We start from the raw sequence: 19385 nt of genomic DNA on the forward strand, positions 1-19385 counted from the left end.
GGCAGCGACGGTAATAAACGAAACGACGAAAAATAAAGTATATAAGATCTACTAAGTTTCGCCACCCAAGGATGGGATTAATGTTAAAGCATTTCTTTAGGCACCAGTTTAGGCGCAGATTAAAGCCATTATACTTAGGCATCGACTGGCAAGTGGATGACCTAAGGTTAGTCTTGTTAGGTTACGACAACCTAGGTCATAAAGCTTGCAAAAAAAAACATTCCTTAGTGTTGGGACAGTGGCATTTGTCACTACCCATGCTTTTGGGAAGTGATGGCACAGTAGCACACCCCGTTTGGCAAAGTTTTATTACACAGCTTGCACCGCTTGTAGGGACGGCCCCTGTACATATCAACGTGGGCATACCTAATCGATTATGCACTTGGCTACACTGCCCAAAAGCACCCACTGCGCATTGCAAATCCTTTTTTACTTTGCAGCTTTATTATCAAAGAATGGCCGCAACAGCACTTAATATAGAGCCCGTTAATCTGCGTGTTTGTCACCTAGAGCTTAGCTCTAATCTTAGTTTTTTAGTGGTGACTAAGCGCCGTTATGATGAACAAATAAGCCAGCTGCTTGGCCACCTGCATAATGGTATTAAAGGTAATGTGGCTGCTTGTGCGCAGCCTCAAGGTCTAACCCAAATAATACATCAAGTACCAAGCGATTCGGTGGGTCTAGATGATGCAAATGCCATGGCTTGGTATATGGCTAGCCAATTGATGACAAATACCCCAAAGGCCACGTCATGTTAGTTTGGTCTCAGCCCAAATCTAATGAGGTAAATTTTTTACCTTGGTTTGTGCATTCTATGGCACATAAACGGCGCAAAAGGCTTTGGTTATATTCGGGTTTGGTGGTATTTATTGCCTTGTGTATTGCATGGTTTGGGGTGGTCTATACCCATTTATTGCAGGCGCAAGTAGGTCTGCAGCAGCAGCTATCAGCAAGCACTTCGCATCTGCAAAAGCAGCAGCGCATAGTGTGGGCAGGCTCTTTAGAAGAGCGCCAAAAGCAGTGGCGCCAAACCATAGATGAACAGAGGCGCTTTAATGCTTGGTTGCCAGCTATGCAGTTGTCTAAGCTTTTGGGGCAGCTGCATAGCCATTCTCATACACAGCTTGTGAGCTGGCAGTGGCAGGCCACAAGCGATGAGCGTTTAGACACACACTCAGTGCTATTCATTATTACAGGCCAAGAACCTTGGCAAGCATGGTGGCAGCAGGCCCTTAAAGTGTGGCCCTCTATACGTATGGAAACGCTAGAGCCTAAAGGTAAAGGCTGGGCGTTGAAAGCAAGCTATATTGTTCAATCCGACACCAAAGTAGAGCCTAAGCCAGAGATTCAGCTAAGCTCAGACCCACTTACCAGGGCTGTCGAGCAGTCTCCAGCGTTCACCTTGCAGTTAACACCGCCTAATATTACTGATGCCACTTATGGCACAAATACAGATTTACAGGGTGAGCCTTTTGCGGATATGGCTAAGCAGTTACAAAAATATGGCCAAGCTTTGAATATTTCGCGTAGCCAAGGTGTGCAGGCAAGTGCTGTATTGCCATCTGCTGCATGGGTTTTACTTGCACCACTACCAAGTGCTCAGGGCTTTTGGCTGCAGGGCTTGTCTATTGAACAAACACCTTCTGATCAATGGCAAGTGTCGATGCAATGGGGGCTCAATAATGATGCGCCTCCTTTGACCTTTGCGCCAAGCGCTAATGCTTTAACTACACAAAGTATCCAAAGCATAAAGCTTTCCGCCCATCAGGGCATTTTGTACTATGCAAAAAAGATTGAGCAAGCTTACCTAGCGACTCAAAAGCCTTTATCCAAAAAATCTGTGCCTTTTTCGATTAAAAATCATCGACAGGCTATCAAGCAGCTGGAATTCATAGGATATAGCACACAACAAAAAAACATATCAGAGGTTTGGCTAAAGTCGCTCATGACTGGGCGTCTTATAAAGGCACAGGTTGGGTCTATGATTTATGGGTGGCGGGTGTCTGATATTGGCCCTCAAGGAGTGAGTTTTACGCTAGGGCAGCAGCACATTAAGCTGCTGCCTGCGTGCTTTACAGGAGTTTGTGAATGATGAATAAACTAAAATTAATGTTAATAATAGTGCCAATGCACTTAGGTTTGTTGGCGTTATCACCTGCAAGTTTCGCTAATGGACATGCTGGTAATACCATGCAAACAGTCACCATAAATGTACACAAGGTCACCCTTAGAGATGTGTTGTATGAGCTTGCACAAGCAGCACAAATCAACTTAGTGCTAAGCCATGATGTAGATTTTGAAATAAGCCTAATGCTACAAGAAATCGATCCCTATACAGGCTTAAAGCTGATGTGTAATACGGTAGCTATAGATTGTCAATTTACACAAGAGGGCCTTGTAGTAGGTGCGAAGGCTGAAACTATAAATACTAAAACATTGCCCTTACATACGGTTAAATTAAGCTATGGCGATGCAGACGCTATATTGCTTGCATTGCAAAGCGCCCCGTCAATGCTCTCTTCCAAGGGCCAATTATTAGCTGATAGTCGCAGCCAGCAGGTGTTTATTTATGACGATAACGCCCACGCGGCTACCCTAATCAAAGCTATAAAAGCATTAGATCAGCCTCTTAAGCAGCTTTTAATAGAGGGTAGGATTGTGATTGTAAAGTCTACTTTAGGCACATCTCAAGGGCTAGATTTTATTGGGGGACTGGGCCCGCAGGTGGTTGGCAATGGTTTAGCTACGCAAGCAAACCAAGCAAACCAAGCAACTGTTAGTTTTAACCAGCTAGGGGGTGGGCTGCAGCTAGGTTTGGTGGGAGCGCATGTCATGTTAAATTTGGAGCTTGCGGCACTTGAAGCCAGTGGTCAAATACTCACCTTGTCCCAGCCACAAATATTAGTACAAGAGGGCTATGCAGGCAGCATTTATACAGGCCAAGAAGTGCCCTATACAGTGGCCACAGACAATGGACAGCAGCAAGAATGGAAAAGTGCGGTGCTAGGGCTTACAGCAACACCTAGAGTTTTGCCCAAAAACCAGGTGCAGCTAGACTTGCTAGTAGTACAAGATTCTATAGGAGATTTATTGCCCAATGGAGAGCTCGCGCTAAACACCCACAAACTTGAAACTAGAGCAGTGGTGGGCTTGGGGCAAACGCTGGTATTGGGAGGGGCTTTATATCAGCAACAATTAGATCGATTACTGTCTAACCCAGCAATTTCAAGCCTCCCCTTAGTAGGACAATGGTTTGAACAACAAAAACAAGAGTCTGAGAGGTTTGAACTATTGATTTTTGTCACCCCACGCATAGTTAACCCTTGATTATGTTAATGTTAGTCTCCATAATTTAGCAAGTCTACCCGGGTTGAGCAGTGAGTGCTTAATGACCGGGTTTTGTTGTTGCTGTTCCTAAAAGGAATCTCATTGTGAATATATTTTTAATTGGCCCAATGGGTGCTGGTAAAAGCACCATCGGGCGCCAGCTTGCACGTGAGCTAAAGCTAGAGTTTTTAGATACTGATAGAGAAATCGAGGAAAGGTCTGGTGCAGACATTCCTTGGATTTTTGATGTAGAAGGCGAAGCAGGCTTTCGTAAGCGTGAAGCAAACATTATTACCGAGCTAACCGAGCATAGAGATTTGGTGATGGCTACAGGTGGTGGTGCAGTAGAGCTAGCTGAAAACCGTCAACATTTATCGGCCCGCGGCACTGTGGTGTATTTATTTGCCACAGTAGAGCAGCAGTTAGAGCGCACATCAAAAGATAAAAATCGCCCATTGCTTCAAAATGAAGACCCAGAGCAAGTGTTGCGAGATTTATTTGCGCACAGGCATGCGTTATACGAAGAAACAGCTGATATTCAAGTGGCTACAGGCGCACAAAACCCACGTTTGTTAGTGGCAGAAATTATTAAGCAAATTGAAGCTATTCGGTCCTTGTAGCCAGAATAGTCCACCAAGCCCTGCAGGATGTAGGGCCAAGCAACGATTGAATCAAAGGCTTAGCCTAACTTAAAGCCTTAGCCAAATTTAGAGCCCTCCATTATTCCATGACTAGCATACAACACACCCTAACCGTTGAATTAGGAACGCGCAGTTATCCCATTTATATTGGTAGCGGGCTATTACAGCAAGCGCAGCTTTTAGGGCAACATATTACTGGCAAACAAGTGATGGTGGTGACTAACACCACTATAGCGCCACTATACTTACAAGCAGTAATTGATGGATTAAAAAGTCTGCAAGCTAGTGACTTGCAGATAGATACTTTAGTGCTTGAAGATGGCGAACAACACAAACATCTAGATACAGTAAGCTTAATTTTTGATCACCTATTAGAGCAGCGTCATAATCGCACCACTACCCTTATTGCATTAGGTGGTGGCGTGATTGGTGATATGACAGGTTACGCTGCAGCAGCTTATCAGCGTGGGGTTAATTTTATACAAATCCCTACTACCTTGTTATCTCAGGTTGATTCTTCTGTAGGTGGTAAAACGGGCGTTAACCACCCCCTTGGCAAAAACATGATTGGCGCATTTCATCAGCCCCAATGTGTGATTATAGATACCCATACTTTAAAAACGTTACCTTCGCGTGAGCTATCCGCAGGGCTAGCTGAAGTGATTAAATATGGCCTTATAGCGCAGCCAGACTTTTTCTCTTGGTTAGAGCAAAATATAGTTGGGCTGCGTGAATTAGAGCCTCAGCTTATTAGCCAAGCTATCTATCAGTCTTGTTTGAGTAAAGCGCGTATTGTAGCCGCCGATGAGCGTGAGCAAGGCCAGCGGGCTTTGTTAAATTTTGGCCATACCTTTGGCCATGCTATAGAAACGCAAATGGGTTATGGCAACTGGCTGCATGGCGAAGCTGTAGGTGCTGGAATGGCCATGGCGGCAGACTTATCATGCCGTTTGGGGTGGATTACTAAGTCACAAGTTCAGCGTATTCAAAACTTGTTAGAAGCTTCTGGATTGCCTTTATGGGGGCCGCCAAAGATGCAAGTAGAGGCTTATTTAGCGCACATGCAGGTAGATAAAAAAGTCACCGATGGCACTATTCGTTTAATACTGCTCCAGCAATTAGGCCATGCCATAGTCACGTCAGACTTTGACAACCAACTATTGCAGCAGACTTTAGCTGTTTAGGTGATAAATTGTGAGCCAGCTGCGTAAAAAAGCAAACAATCAAGCAGGCCTCCATGCCGCTTATGTTGCTTATGCGCAACAAGTGGACGAACAAGAAATTACTCCCCAGTCGGATCGCTTAACAGCCTTTACATATCATTCCAGAGCCCGTGGGCGCCAGTTAGAAACTTTGCTTCACTTAAGTCATTTTTCTGATCACTTGGTGCTAATAAGTGCGCTGTCAGGTGCGGGTAAAACAACCTTTATTGAGCAGTTTTTACCCGCCACACCTACTCAAACATCTATAGTGCACCTAGCATTAAAAAAGCCTGTAACAGCCTCATGGGTTGCGCGTGCGCTAACCCAGCATTTGGCTGTGCCAGTGGAACAAGATGCAGGCTTAGAAGGCAATGTTGTATCTATACAAGGTTTAGCGCAGGAGTTAGCAGCGCAAAAAGAAGTGCTGTTAATTGTAGTAGATAATGCCCATTGGCTAGATGAAGATGCGCTAAACCTATTAGCTAATACATTGGCAGGTAGTGAACAGCTAGAGGCTCGCCCTCACGTTATTCTTTGTGCTGATAACACTATGGTAGAGCGCATCGAAGCGCCTGCATATGCACAGCTTAAACAAGATCGTTTTTATCACTTGAAGCTTGCGCCATTTTCGCAAGAAGAAAGTGCGGACTACTTGCGCCAAAGGCTACAGCACATTGGCTTAACCCACGGCCTTGCTCCTATTCAGTTATTACAGTTACACCAGTTAGCCAAGGGCAACCCTGGCTACCTTAATATGTTGGCCAATAAAGCCCTAAATAAAGGCGGCTTTGTGCAGCAACAAGGCTTGCCTTGGCTGCACATAGTAGCCACTACATTGGTGGTGTTGATATTGGCTAGTATTTGGCTTACAAATTACTATTCTGATCGTTCCTTTAAAGACGTAGCGGCATATGCCAGTAGCTTCTCAAGCGCCCTGTCAGACTCAAACCTAGAGCCCACCAATATAGTAACGCCACAGCCTGCGGCTGCAATTATTAATGCTCCCGACCCTATAGCGGAGCCTGTGCAAGCAATAGAGGGGCTTGTTTTATATCCTCTATCAACGCAACCCATGCCAAAGCCTTTGCCACCTTTGCAGCCTATAGAGCTGTCACCTGCGTCAAAAAACATATCTCTTGAGCCAAAGCTAGAGGCAAAGCTTGCCCCAGCAACCGCGCAGCAAATAGCTAGGCTTTGGCCTCAATTTACCGCCATAACTAATCAGCCTTATCACTACCAAGCGATTTTAGAATTACCCAGTGATCATTTTAGTTTACAGATTCTTGGTGCTCGCTTAGAGGCTACCCTTGAAGCCTTTGTGGCTAAACAAAACATCACCCAGCCTCACTACGCTATACAGCTAGTGCGTGGTGGGCAGCCTTGGTATATGTTGCTAGTAGGTGATTATGCTAGCGCTAGTGACGCCATGAATGCTGTTGCATCATTGCCTGTGGCTTTGCAAAACCAACAACCTTGGCCGCGACCAGTATCTAGAATTCAGCAGCAGATTCGTAATAAATTCAACACAAGTGGTGAATAACTTTTACAAATGTAGCGAACGTCGCCAATTGTGTAGACATTCTCTCCTTTATACTCTGAATAGTTTGTCTGTGATGGTTTTCTCAGGTAGTATGTTCCTCCATTTGTTGATTCAATAAACTTATAAGCTCTTATAAGAGTTTGTAATTAAAGCAAGTGTCCTGCTGATCCTTGTTTCTTCTAAAGCGTTCATCTAGCACTTGTTAACACCCCGGTGGCTTGAAGCCCCGTAGATTAGCGAGAAAGATACGATGAGCGCTGGCTTTTTTAATCCCAAAGAATTTAAAGATAATTGTGGTTTTGGTCTTATTGCACATATGCACGGCGACCCTAGCCATGACTTATTGCAAAAAGCGATAGAATCACTTACCTGTATGACCCACCGTGGTGGCATAGCCGCTGATGGTAAAACCGGCGACGGGTGTGGTTTATTGCTACAAATGCCAGACGATTTTATGCGTCGTGTTGCACAGGATAACTTTTCAGAAGAGCTGACAGAGTCTTATGGTGTGGGAATGGTGTTTTTATCCCAAGATGAAGACAAAGCTGCTCACTCGCGTAATGTATTGAATCAAGCTATAGAAGATAATGGCCTTGAAGTTGTGGGCTGGCGTGAAGTGCCAGTAGATCCCTCTTGCCTTGGGCCTATTGGCGCAAACTGCCAGCCGCGCATAGAGCAGGTGTTTGTAAACAGCCCAGGTCTTCGGGGAGAAGTGTTAGAAGCGCGCTTATTAGTAGCTCGTAAAACCACCATGTATGCACTCACTTCAGATGAAGAATTTTATGTGTGTAGCTTATCCCACCGTGTGCTTTCCTATAAAGGCCTAATGATGCCGGTAGATCTGCCGGTGTTTTATAAAGACTTAGGCGACCCAGCATTAAAAACGGCTATTTGTACTTTTCATCAGCGTTTTTCTACCAACACATTGCCGCGTTGGCCGCTGGCCCAGCCCTTTCGCTTTTTAGCCCACAATGGTGAAATTAACACCATTGAAGGCAACCGTAACTGGGCTAAAGCCCGTCAAAATGTATTAGCAACACCGCTTATTCCAGAGCTACAAGAGCTTGAAGGCGTGGTAAACACCACAGGTTCAGACTCATCTAGCATGGACAATATGATAGAGCTGATGGTGTTGGGTGGTATGGATGTATTTCGTGCCTTGCGTTTGATTATGCCGCCAGCGTGGCAAAACGATGAGCTGATGGATCCAGAATTACGTGCCTTTTATGAATATAATTCTATGCATATGGAAGCATGGGATGGCCCTGCTGGCATGGTATTAAATACTGGACGTTATGCGGTGTGCTTATTAGACCGCAATGGTTTGCGCCCTTCACGTTGGGTGATGACCAAAGATGATTACCTAGTGACTGCCTCTGAAATTGGCACCTTTGAATATGACCCGCTAGATGTTGTGGCTAAAGGTCGCGTAGGCCCTGGGCAAATTTTGGCGGTAGATACTCATACCGGCGAAATCATGCACACTAAAGACATTGATGACCGCCTTAAGGCGTCTCAGCCTTATAAGAAGTGGTTGCGCAAGTCTGCCATCCGTTTGGAAGGCACCTTAGATGAAGAGCAGTCTTTTGAAGACTTCACAGAAGGTGAATTAAAGCGTCACATGAAAATGCATCAAGTGACCTTTGAAGAGCGTGATCAAGTGATTCGCCCATTAGCAGAAACAGGTCAAGAAGCTGTAGGCTCTATGGGAGATGATACTCCTATGGCAGTGTTATCTAGCCGTGTGCGTTCAGTTTATGAATACTTTCGTCAGCAATTTGCTCAGGTGACCAATCCACCCATAGACCCATTGCGTGAAGCTGTAGTGATGTCGTTGGAAACCTGTTTAGGTAAAGAGCGTAACATCTTCCAAGAAGGCCCAGAGCTAGCTAAGCGCATTGTGTTAGGTTCGCCCATATTGTCGGCCAGTAAATATACCAACTTATTAAACATGAACGTGCCTGGCTTTAAGGTGCAGTCCATTAACTTGAACTACGACCCTGAAGTAGGCTTAGAGGCCTCTATTAAAGACGTTTGCCAGCAAGCAGAAGAAGCTGTGCGTAGGCGTGTTGGCATAGTAATACTTAGTGATCGTGAGATTGAAAAAGGCAAATTGCCTATCCCAGCTAGTATGGCTACCGGTGCAGTGCATCATCACCTAACGAACACTGGGTTGCGTTGCGATGCCAACATTGTAGTGGACACAGGCAGTGCAAGAGACTCTCATCATTTTGCCGTGTTAATTGGTTTTGGTGCTACAGCCGTTTACCCATACCTAAGCTACCGCGTGATTAACGACATGGTGAGCTCTGGCGAAATTATTGGGGATCCGGTAGATTGCCATAAGTCTTATCGCAAAGGTATCAACAAAGGCCTGCTTAAAATCATGTCTAAAATGGGTATCTCTACCATCGCTTCATATCGTGGCGCACAGTTATTTGAAGCCATAGGAATAAGCAGCCCTATTATAGACCTTTGTTTCCATGGTGTGGCTAGCCGCATAGAAGGTGCAAAATTTGCTGACTTCCAGTCAGACCAACAAGTGCTCGCCGCTGAAGCTTGGATAGATCGTAAGCCTATACAACAAGGTGGCCTGCTTAAATACATTCATGGTGGTGAATATCACGCCTATAACCCAGACATCATCACCACCGTTCAAGCTGCTGTGCAAACAGGTGATTATGGGGTGTATAAAAAATATGCCAAGTTAGTTAATGAGCGTGGTGTTGCCTCGCTTCGTGACTTACTTAAGCTCAAGTCATCTGATGCGATTGATATCAGCGAAGTAGAGCCTTTAAGCGAAATATTTAAACGCTTTGATAGTGCGGCGATGTCTTTAGGAGCATTATCCCCAGAAGCCCATGAGTCTTTGGCTATGGCCATGAATGAGCTAGGTGGAAGGTCTAATTCTGGTGAAGGTGGTGAAGACCCTGCACGTTATGGCACTAACAAGCGCTCTAAAATTAAGCAAATCGCTTCGGGCCGTTTTGGCGTAACACCTGCCTACTTAGTGAGCGCAGAAGTGTTACAAATAAAAGTGGCCCAAGGCGCCAAACCAGGCGAAGGTGGTCAGCTACCAGGGGGCAAGGTAAACGATCTGATAGCGACGTTGCGTTACTCTGTGCCCGGTGTGACTTTAATATCACCACCACCACACCACGACATTTACTCTATCGAAGATTTGGCCCAGCTTATTTTTGACTTAAAACAAGTGAACCCAGAAGCGCTAGTGTCAGTGAAGTTAGTTTCACGCCCAGGTGTAGGCACCATTGCTGCTGGTGTGGCTAAAGCTTATGCAGATCTTATCACTATCTCTGGTAACGACGGCGGCACGGCTGCTAGCCCACTGACTTCTATTCGCTATGCCGGCTCTCCATGGGAGCTTGGCCTTGCTGATGCTCATCAATCTTTGCGCGGCAATGGCCTACGTGGCAAAGTGCGAGTGCAAACAGACGGCGGCCTTAAAACAGGCTTAGACGTAGTGAAAGCGGCATTATTAGGTGCAGAGAGCTTTGGCTTTGGCACCTTGCCCATGGTGGCATTAGGCTGTAAATACCTACGTATTTGCCATCTAAATAACTGTGCCACAGGAGTGGCCACACAAAATGAACAACTAAGAGATCATCACTTTCGCGGCACTGTAGAAATGGTAAAGCACCTATTTACCTTTATCGCCGAAGAAACTCGCGAAGTAATGGCGCAGCTAGGCGTGCGCAGTATCGAAGAGCTAGTAGGCCGCACAGACCTGCTAGAGATCAGTGGTGGGCTTACACCTAGGCAGAGCAACTTAGACTTATCGCCTTTGTTAAGCCAAGACGGCATCGACCCAAGCCAGCCAAACACTTGCCAGGTGGCTAGCAACCCGCCATACGACCCAGGCGCTATGAGCCAAACTATGTTGGATGAAATGGCTGACGCCATTGCCAACTCTACAGGTGGCACGTATAGCTTCAATATTACCAACTGTGACCGCTCTGTAGGTGCCAGAATATCTGGAGCTATTGCTAAAGTGCACGGTAACAATGGCATGTCTGAACATCCACTAGAAGTGCATCTAAAGGGTATTGCAGGCTTAAGCTTTGGTGTGTGGAACGCCGGTGGTTTAAACATGTACTTAGAAGGTGATGCTAACGATTACGTAGGTAAAGGCATGGCAGGGGGTAAGCTAGTTTTATTCCCACCTAAAGGGTCTAGCTTTAAATCTAACATTACTTCCATCATGGGTAACACCTGTTTGTATGGAGCAACAGGCGGCAGCGTAATGGCAGCAGGCTGTGCCGGAGAGCGCTTTGCAGTGCGTAACTCGGGAGCTCATGCGGTCATTGAAGGTGCTGGTGATCATTGCTGTGAATATATGACAGGTGGTGTGGTCACTGTGCTTGGTGAAACAGGCTATAACTTTGGTGCAGGTATGACGGGTGGTTTTGCATTCGTATTAGATGTAGACCGCACCTTTGTGGACAAATACAACAGCGAGCTGGTAGAAATTCACCGCATTCGTGGTGAGAACATGGAAGAGTATCGCAGCTATTTGCGCTCTATTTTGCATGATTTCCATGAAGCAACGGGCAGCCGTTGGGGCAGAGAATTAAGCCGTCATTTTGAAGATTATGTCAGCAAGTTTTGGTTGGTTAAGCCTAAAGCTGCCAACTTACAGCAGCTTATGTCGAACACCCGAACTAAGACTGAATAATTCGATCTTTTAAAAAATACATTACCAAGTATACGAGGCTATTATGGCTCAGCGATTAGAAAACCATTTCCAGTTCATTGACGTAGGTCGTCAAGACCCAGCGAAAGTGCATCCAGACTTACGTAAACGCCAGTTTGCCGAAATCTACCAATCCTTTACACCGGTAGAGGCCAAACCCCAAGCACATCGATGTTTGGAGTGCGGCAACCCCTATTGTGAATGGAAGTGCCCAGTGCATAACTACATTCCCAACTGGCTAAAACTGGTGTCTGAAGGAAATATTTTAGAAGCCGTAGAGCTATGTCATCAAACTAACTCATTGCCAGAAGTGTGTGGCCGAGTATGCCCACAAGACCGTTTGTGTGAAGGTGCATGTACCTTAAACGATGGCTTTGGCGCTGTTACCATTGGTTCGGTAGAAAAGTATATCACCGACACTGCCTTTGCCATGGGCTGGAAGCCAGACCTAAGCCATGTAGTGGCAACAGGTAAAAAAGTAGCTGTCATAGGTGCTGGCCCTGCAGGCTTAGCCTGTGCTGACGTGCTAGCGCGTGGCGGCGTTTCTGCTGTGGTATTTGATCGTCACCCAGAAATTGGTGGCCTACTCACCTTTGGTATTCCAGAATTTAAGCTAGAAAAGCCCGTTATGGCAAAGCGCCGTGAGATATTTGAAGGCATGGGTATCGAGTTTAAGCTGAACATGGAAATAGGCAAAGACCTTACTCTAGATCAGCTAATGGCAGACTATGACGCTGTATTTATGGGCATGGGCACATACAAATCTATGCGTGGTGGTTTTCCAGGGGAAGACTTAGAAGGCGTGCATGAAGCTTTGCCATATTTAATATCCAATATCAATCGCCGTATGGGTTTTGAAAAAGATCCTGCTGATTTTATCGATCTAAAAGGCAAGCAAGTAGTCGTGTTAGGTGGTGGTGATACTGCTATGGACTGCAACCGCACAGCCATTCGTCAAGCCGCAGCCACTGTGTCTTGTGCTTATCGTCGTGATGAAGCCAACATGCCAGGCTCTATTAAAGAAGTAGCCAATTCTAAAGAAGAGGGCGTGCAGTTCTTATTTAATCGCTCACCTGTTGAGATTATGGGTGAAGATGGCAAGGTAACCGGCATCAAGCTAGTCACTACTGAGCTAGGCGAAGCTGATGAAAATGGCCGCCGCCGCCCTGTGATAGTGCAAGGCAGTGAAGAGATTGTAGCTACCGATGCCGTGATCGTAGCCTTTGGGTTTAGCCCAAGCCCAACACCATGGATGGCAGATGCAGGCGTGCAGCTAGATGATCGCGACCTTGTAAAAGTGCCGCGCACTTCAGACCTAGTGGCTAAAACTTATGCTTTTCAAACCACCAATGAAAAAGTGTTTGCTGGTGGCGACATGGTGCGTGGCTCAGACCTAGTAGTGACTGCCATTGATGAAGGCCGCAGAGCCGCTGATGGTATTTTAGATTACCTACAAGTTTAAGCTTGTAAGTAAACTGTAAAAGCCATAGAAAATCACCTTTAGATCACCTGTATACTTGCCACAAACCGTGACAATTACACAGGTGATCTATATCATTAGCACCTATATCTAATATATCCAAAAAGGCTAATTGCCCCCTATGTCTGCTACCAAACCTGTATTAAAAAACGACCGTTTCTTACGTGCTCTTATGGGCCAGCCTGTCGACGTCACTCCAGTATGGATGATGCGCCAAGCGGGTCGTTATTTGCCAGAATATCGTGCTTCAAGGGCAGTGGCAGGCGACTTTTTAAGCCTATGTAAGAATGCAGACTTTGCGTGTGAAGTGACTTTGCAGCCGCTACGTAGATACGACCTAGACGCTGCTATCTTATTCTCAGACATACTCACAGTGCCAGACGCTATGGGCCTAGGGCTATATTTTGAAGCAGGCGAAGGCCCTAAATTTGAAAAGCCAGTACGCACCGAAGCCGACGTTGCAGCACTAAAAGTGCCAGACATGGATGCAGATTTAGGCTACGTGATGAATGCCGTAAGCACTATTCGTGGGGCTTTATCTGGCGATGTGCCACTGATTGGTTTTTCGGGTAGCCCATGGACACTAGCCACCTACATGATTGAAGGCGGCTCTAGTAAAGACTTTCGTCATATCAAAGGCATGATGTATAAGAGCCCAGAGCTATTACACCAAGTGTTAAGTGTGTTGGCAGACTCTGTGATTGGCTATCTAAATGCCCAAATTGCAGCAGGCGCGCAAGCAGTGCAGATATTTGATACATGGGGCGGCATTTTAAGTGGCCCTTGCTACCAAGCGTTTTCTCTCGATTACATGCAGCGCATTGTGAACGGCCTTACTCGCGAATCTGAAGGCCGGCCAGTGCCTGTGATCTTGTTCACCAAAAATGGTGGGCAGTGGCTGGAAGCTATGGCAGCTACTGGCGCAGACGCACTAGGTTTAGATTGGACCATAGAAGCCAGTGAAGCACGTGATCGTGTAGGCGACAAAGTAGCACTGCAAGGCAACATGGACCCATGTGTATTATATGCAGATGCACCTACCATACAGGCAGAAGTAGGCCGTATATTGGCAGACTTTGGTAAAAACGATGGCCATGTATTTAACCTAGGCCATGGTATTCATCAGTTTGTAGACCCAGAAAGTGCCAAAATATTCGTTGATGCTGTGCACGATCAAAGTGGTCAGTATCACTAAGCGCAACAAGGCTACCCTTAAAACAACTATTAGGAGCGCACATGCCACATTGTGTCATAGAAATTTCTAACCAACTTAGCAGCAGTGTGACACCCACCCAGCTGTTAAGGTGTGTGTTTGATGCCCATGTAAAATCTGGTTTGTTTGAAACAGACCACATTAAAGTGCGCTGCACAGGCTATGATCACCATATTGCAGGCACCGGCTCAGATCGTTTTATCCATGCCACATCACACATTATGGCAGGCCGCACAGGTGACCAAAAGCAACAGCTAAGCAACATGATAGTGCAAGGTTTGATTGATATGGGTATCACCTCTGCAGCCATGAGCGCACAAGTAGTAGACCTAGACCCTACCTACGTTACTTTTACTGACTAGTATTGCGCCTTTGCATCATTAGCGCGCCAGCCAATGGCCAGCGCGTCAGTTGTGCTGAGTGAAACCTTGAGCTATTCAAACTCCAACATTGTAAATATAGTGGCTGCATTTCTTAGGGCCAGCTGCCTGTAAGTTTTCCACTGCATAAACGCAGATTGATCTATGTTATAGGCGTCAGTTAATTCGCCGTCTTCTTCTAAAACTATTTCCACTTGCTCAAGCATATAGCTCAAATAATCTTTTGTGTAATAAGTGACAGTGTCTAAATCTGTCACACCACCATGGCCTGGAATAATTATCTGTGGATTTAATGCCACCAATTTATCCCAGTTTCCTATCCATTCTCTAATATTAGTATGCTCTAGAATAGGCAGCAATCGCTCATTAAAAGCAAAGTCTCCAGAGATTAAGAGGCTGTCTTCAGGTAGCCATAGCTGAATATCATCAGGGCTATGGGCGTTACCAAAGTGCATTAATACAATTTTTTTGCCTTTCACTGGAATAATGTATTGATCTGAAAAGGTGCGGTCAGGCATTACTAAATGTGATTTAAAGTATTTATCTTTTAAGCTATTTTTCGCCCGTGTGATCACTTCTACTGAGGAGTGTTCCAAAATTTCAGGCATGTTTTCATGGGCAATAATTTCTACACCTTGCTCTTTCCAGTAGCTTCCGCCTTGCACAGCATGGCCCTGTGCATTTTCGTAAACTAGGTATTTAACGGGGAGGTGGGTCACTTTTTTAATTTCTTCATGCATGGCTTTAGCCAGTAAATAACTACCGCCGCCGTTAAATACCACCACAGCATCATCAGCCACTATAAAGCTTAAATTATTATTATGGCCCGAGTTTTCATAGCTAGGCGGCTGCGGGGCACCAATGGCAGAGTAAACACCATCAACCACTTTTTGAGGGCGTTGATACAAAAGTGAGCTGCTATCTAGTGTGCCTTTAAATACGTCAAAGCCTTTTTCTTGCCAGTCAACATAGCCTCCACTGTAATTGCTTACATTGGTGTAGCCCATATCCATTAGTGTAATTGCAGCCGCGGGGCTGCGCGCATTGGTGCCACAATAAACCACTATGGGCGTATCAAAAGACGGCGCAGAGTCTGCTACACGAAACTCAAGCCAACCTCTGGGAATATTTATATTTTGATATAAGCCTATGGTGCCTAGCTGCTGTATTTCAGAGGGTGTTCGCACATCAATAAGCAGGGTATCAGGGCTTTTTTTGATTAGCTGTGCTATGTCATCAGCGGAAATATCACTAATGGTTTTATGGGCAGCATCTAAAGCAAGCGCAGGGTAGGCCAATAGTAGGCAAAGCAAAGGCAATAATTTTTTCATGTGTAATGTAGCCCGTATTAGAGGAGGTGATTACTGTTTCTTATATATTAGCAGAAAATTATATAATATATTGTGGGTGGTGATGAATGGGTGTTTCCTTACTAACTGTATTTGTTATGTATTTTTTGACGATAAGATCACGATTGTGAATGAGATTAGCCCGTCGAATAAAGTTGATTAATTATTTCTGCACTATCTTCCAGCGTTTGGTATGGCCATGGAGAGATACTGGAGCTGCCGTGAGCGTATGTGTTTCTAAAGTAAGGGATGTGCTCTTTTAATACTGTTAAGTAATCCCAGTATTGTGGCTCTTCTGGTGGTTTAGTATCGAGTACCTTAGCCAATTCAACGTCTTGCTTATACCGAAAGGCTTTATGTTTTGTAACTCTTTGCCACTGTGAAAATTTTTCGTTGGATAACCACTCTTCATCAATAGAACGTTGAAGTAGTTTTTTAAACGGAGCGTTTCTATTACCAGTTTTTTCTCTAAGTGCGAACTCTATGGAAATGAATGCATGTAACTCTGCTACTGGAATAAATCTGTATACGTGCCAAGCGAAGAGCGCAAGATTCTTTGCTGTTTCGAAATGAACCACTACAGCCTCTGGGACTTCACCATTAAGGCATATCTCCTGAATGGGTTTTGCGTATCGTTCGAGAGAAATTGACTCAATACCATTTGGTGTGGAGCGCCCAAAGGATTTCCATCTGGGATCAGGAGCTTGCATATGCACTAGTGGGCGCAAGTGTTCAGCGTGGAATTGGGTCATATGTTCTTTTCACACATAACGCCGCTGTACGGTCCGGGCGCAGCAAGCGTATGGAGGAGCGATTTTGGCCCACTTTCTTAGGCCATTCTTAGTAAAAATTTCATATCTTCATCTATTTTATTTGCTTCTTCCCTTAGTCTAGACTTCTTATAAACACAATTATTAAATAACTCCTTTTGTTCAAAACTACCATGTAGTTCTATAATTGTTTCTGAAAGCCTATTAGCTTCGCTAATAATAAACTTTTGTCGTGCTGCTAGAGCAATAATTTTATTAGAAATTTGTTGTTTTTCTAACTGGATCTCTGAATATTTTTGCTGCTGCAAGAGTTGTTTATTTAGTGCAAGAGCTTGCTCATTTAGTGCAATAGCTTGCTCATCTTGAGCTTTTGTTGAGTCTCGTAATTCTTTATTTTGATAAATAATTGCAATCAAAGCCAGAACCACAGTAATTGATGAAAACAAACCGTTTAACAAGCCCATCGAATCACCAAGCTCAGCTGTAGAATTAGGGAGCTTCAATGTTAAAAATGGGATTTCAATGACCCCTATGTAGTATAAGCTCGATAATATCCATAAACTTAAAAATAGTAACGTTGATATTATTATGAAAAATCTCATTGTAATCCTTAATTGCAGCTTAATGTCGCTAGCAGTGGCAGAGCGCTAACCACTGCCGAAACTCGTTAGCCTCTTAACATTTCGTATGGGTTTTGCCACCCTTTTTGCTCTCGAATTCTTCCCAACCAGCTTTCTGCATTTGTAGGCACTTTAACTTGTGCTTCATTTGCATACATCAAGTATGCACACAAGGAAAAATCTGCAATGCTGATTTGCTCACCTAGGATATAAGGCTTATCCATAAGTTCACGGTCTAACACATTAACGTCATTCTTATACCTGCCATATAGCCAATCATAGGCACCCTGCGACAGCCGAAACTGGGGGTGTTTATTGGAAAATTTCTCATGAGCTCTTAATTGTGGAAGACACATTCCAATTTTATTTGCTTCCCAAATCAACCATTCGAAGCATTTTTTGTTATTGGTTTCATTTAAAAGTCCAAACCTCTTACTCAAATAAGCAAGAATGGCATTGGACTGAATATAACTTTGTCCATTATCAATTAAAGTTGGCACTTCAGAAAATTTTGATGTGCCTAAAAAATCTGCGCTTCTTGTGCTTCGGTCAGAAAATATATCAATACATTCATACTCATGATCTACCCCAACCCAATCTAAGAAAAATTTAACTTTAAACGCATGCCCTGAGTCTGGGTGTCCATACAATTTCATCGTTATCTCCATAGGACTAACGCCCTTACCTGACGCAATTTTGCTGTTGATTTTTTTCAAGTGACGACATAATTGTCTTACTGACTAAACTTGTTAAGTGTTTTTAGTGACTTCTAGGTTTAGCATCAAATTATCAATTATCTGTGTGCAGGCTAGTGATGCTTGAAGCGAACGCTGAAAGTTTGAGCAAGGGCTGTCATAGTCTTTTTTTTCTGATGAAAGATGATCCTTATAACACTTCCAATAATAGCCAGCCTCACCTAGCAGAGGCTTAAAATCTTTTTTATATTCTTGAAAGTATAAAGAAAATGACATCATTAGTTCGGCGATTAGTTCGTTTGCTGAATCATAGTTGTCGTTAAACCACCTTAGATCGTCTTTACCTTCAGCCATATCTGCCTTTGAAAATGATAGCCTAGTTGATAAAAGGTATAGATTTTTCAATGCTTGCTCTCTTTGGTATCTGATGTTTTGTAGTTCAGATAACTTTTTATCTCCTTCGGTTTTAATTCTCGCCAAGTAGAATCCAACATAATTGTTTATTATGCTAGCCAAGATCACTGCAATAAAAGTTATGACTCCTACTAGAATCCTAGGGTCTAAATCCATAATTTTTCCTTATGTTTAATTGCCTTGTAATATGCCTTTGTGTGTTGATAATTTCATAGAAGGAGCAACTATAGAGTTTAATTTATATAAGAACTCTAGACTTTTTGGGCCTGCATGTTTTTTAATAATCTCTAATAATAAAAACCAGCATAACTATTCGCTTGCTTGTTAACTTGTAACAATTTCATTACTACAGATACGGCCATACTATTCTAATAATATGCAACTTATAGTAATAATGCAAATTAAGAATTATCCCTATATTTATGAATAGAAATTTAGGCGAGCTTATCCACAGCAGTATTTAAGCGCTGTGTTGTATTACAGAGGGGGTGTGGGTAGTGGGTTTTATTTAGGTAAGGCCAGCAAATTTGGCGTTTGTGGCAGTGGCTAGGTCTTGTGCAGCAAGTTCTATTTCTAGGCCGCGGTGGCCGCCACTTACATACATGCTTTTATGGCTTAGAGCGCTTTCATCTATCACCGTGGGCAATGGGCGCTTTTGCCCCAAAGGGCTCACACCGCCCAGCACATAGCCACTGCTGCGGCTTACTGCGGCAGGGTTTGCCATGCTTACTTTCTTTGCGCCTATGGCTTTGGCCATGCGCTTGAAGTTTAATTGGTGGCCCACAGGCAGCACAGCTACGGCTAGGGTATTGGTATGGGTTTCCACTACTAAGGTTTTAAACACGATGTCTGCATTCACGCCTAGTTTGGTGGCGGCTTCCAAGCCATAGGAAGCTGCACTCGCATCATGTGTGTATTCATGCAAGCTATGGGTTATGCCTAGTTTTTTAAGCTGATCAATGGCTGGAGTCATGGATTTTTTGCTACTTATTGGTGAGTATTGCTGAGTGCTGGTGGGCCAAAACTATAGCCTACATGTTACC

16 protein-coding genes are annotated in these 19385 nt (G+C 44.4%); 10 read left to right on the forward strand and 6 right to left on the reverse strand.

Going from position 1 to position 19385, the window contains the following annotated elements; all coding sequences use genetic code 11:
- The first annotated feature begins 80 nt into the window (after window positions 1–80).
- From ABXT42_RS00440 to ABXT42_RS00485, 10 genes are all read left to right on the forward strand, one after another.
- A complete protein-coding gene (locus tag ABXT42_RS00440; RefSeq protein WP_443628413.1) occupies window positions 81–758 on the forward strand; it encodes a hypothetical protein in 678 nt (225 codons plus the stop codon).
- Complete coding sequence (locus ABXT42_RS00445) at window positions 752–2092, forward strand: hypothetical protein (RefSeq protein WP_443628414.1); 1341 nt, start codon at window positions 752–754, stop codon at window positions 2090–2092. The genes ABXT42_RS00440 and ABXT42_RS00445 overlap by 7 nt, the downstream gene beginning before the upstream one ends.
- Complete coding sequence (locus tag ABXT42_RS00450; protein ID WP_443628415.1) at window positions 2089–3327, forward strand: hypothetical protein; 1239 nt, start codon at window positions 2089–2091, stop codon at window positions 3325–3327. The genes ABXT42_RS00445 and ABXT42_RS00450 overlap by 4 nt, the downstream gene beginning before the upstream one ends.
- A gap of 128 nt (window positions 3328–3455) precedes the next feature.
- Window positions 3456–3947: a shikimate kinase AroK gene (gene aroK, locus ABXT42_RS00455; RefSeq protein ID WP_443629421.1), complete on the forward strand. Its 492-nt coding sequence runs from the start codon at window positions 3456–3458 to the stop codon at window positions 3945–3947.
- Between the two features lie 107 nt (window positions 3948–4054).
- Window positions 4055–5152 (forward strand): 3-dehydroquinate synthase, encoded by a 1098-nt coding sequence (gene aroB / locus ABXT42_RS00460; protein ID WP_443628416.1) that lies wholly within the window; start codon window positions 4055–4057, stop codon window positions 5150–5152.
- Between the two features lie 10 nt (window positions 5153–5162).
- Window positions 5163–6710, forward strand: a complete 1548-nt coding sequence (locus ABXT42_RS00465) for an SPOR domain-containing protein (protein ID WP_443628417.1) — start codon at window positions 5163–5165, stop codon at window positions 6708–6710.
- A 250-nt stretch (window positions 6711–6960) separates the two neighbouring features.
- A complete protein-coding gene (gltB, locus tag ABXT42_RS00470; protein ID WP_443628418.1) occupies window positions 6961–11403 on the forward strand; it encodes a glutamate synthase large subunit in 4443 nt (1480 codons plus the stop codon).
- Between the two features lie 43 nt (window positions 11404–11446).
- Window positions 11447–12883, forward strand: a complete 1437-nt coding sequence (locus tag ABXT42_RS00475; protein WP_443628419.1) for an FAD-dependent oxidoreductase — start codon at window positions 11447–11449, stop codon at window positions 12881–12883.
- Window positions 12884–13022: 139 nt separating this feature from the next.
- Window positions 13023–14096 (forward strand): uroporphyrinogen decarboxylase, encoded by a 1074-nt coding sequence (gene hemE / locus ABXT42_RS00480; RefSeq protein ID WP_443628420.1) that lies wholly within the window; start codon window positions 13023–13025, stop codon window positions 14094–14096.
- A gap of 41 nt (window positions 14097–14137) precedes the next feature.
- Entirely contained in the window at window positions 14138–14476 is a 339-nt protein-coding gene (locus ABXT42_RS00485; protein WP_443628421.1) for a 5-carboxymethyl-2-hydroxymuconate Delta-isomerase, read from the forward strand.
- A gap of 71 nt (window positions 14477–14547) precedes the next feature.
- On the opposite strand, the gene ABXT42_RS00490 is transcribed toward ABXT42_RS00485, so the two are convergent.
- The 6 genes from ABXT42_RS00490 to ybaK form a co-directional block, all read right to left on the reverse strand.
- Complete coding sequence (locus ABXT42_RS00490) at window positions 14548–15825, reverse strand: MBL fold metallo-hydrolase (protein WP_443628422.1); 1278 nt, start codon at window positions 15823–15825, stop codon at window positions 14548–14550.
- A 155-nt stretch (window positions 15826–15980) separates the two neighbouring features.
- The gene (locus ABXT42_RS00495; RefSeq protein WP_443628423.1) at window positions 15981–16595 is read right to left on the reverse strand and encodes a hypothetical protein; all 615 of its coding nucleotides are present in this window, start codon (window positions 16593–16595) and stop codon (window positions 15981–15983) included.
- A 77-nt stretch (window positions 16596–16672) separates the two neighbouring features.
- On the reverse strand, window positions 16673–17215 hold the full coding sequence (locus ABXT42_RS00500; protein ID WP_443628424.1) for a hypothetical protein: 543 nt from the start codon (window positions 17213–17215) through the stop codon (window positions 16673–16675).
- A gap of 65 nt (window positions 17216–17280) precedes the next feature.
- Window positions 17281–17889, reverse strand: a complete 609-nt coding sequence (locus ABXT42_RS00505; RefSeq protein ID WP_443628425.1) for a glutathione S-transferase family protein — start codon at window positions 17887–17889, stop codon at window positions 17281–17283.
- Window positions 17890–17982: 93 nt separating this feature from the next.
- A complete protein-coding gene (locus tag ABXT42_RS00510; protein WP_443628426.1) occupies window positions 17983–18498 on the reverse strand; it encodes a hypothetical protein in 516 nt (171 codons plus the stop codon).
- Between the two features lie 352 nt (window positions 18499–18850).
- Window positions 18851–19315 (reverse strand): Cys-tRNA(Pro) deacylase, encoded by a 465-nt coding sequence (ybaK, locus tag ABXT42_RS00515; RefSeq protein WP_443628427.1) that lies wholly within the window; start codon window positions 19313–19315, stop codon window positions 18851–18853.
- Between the last annotated feature and the right edge of the window lie 70 nt (window positions 19316–19385).

The sequence above is a fragment of the Candidatus Njordibacter sp. Uisw_002 genome (genome assembly GCF_047730155.1).
Classification (GTDB): Bacteria; Pseudomonadota; Gammaproteobacteria; order Pseudomonadales; family Balneatricaceae; genus Njordibacter.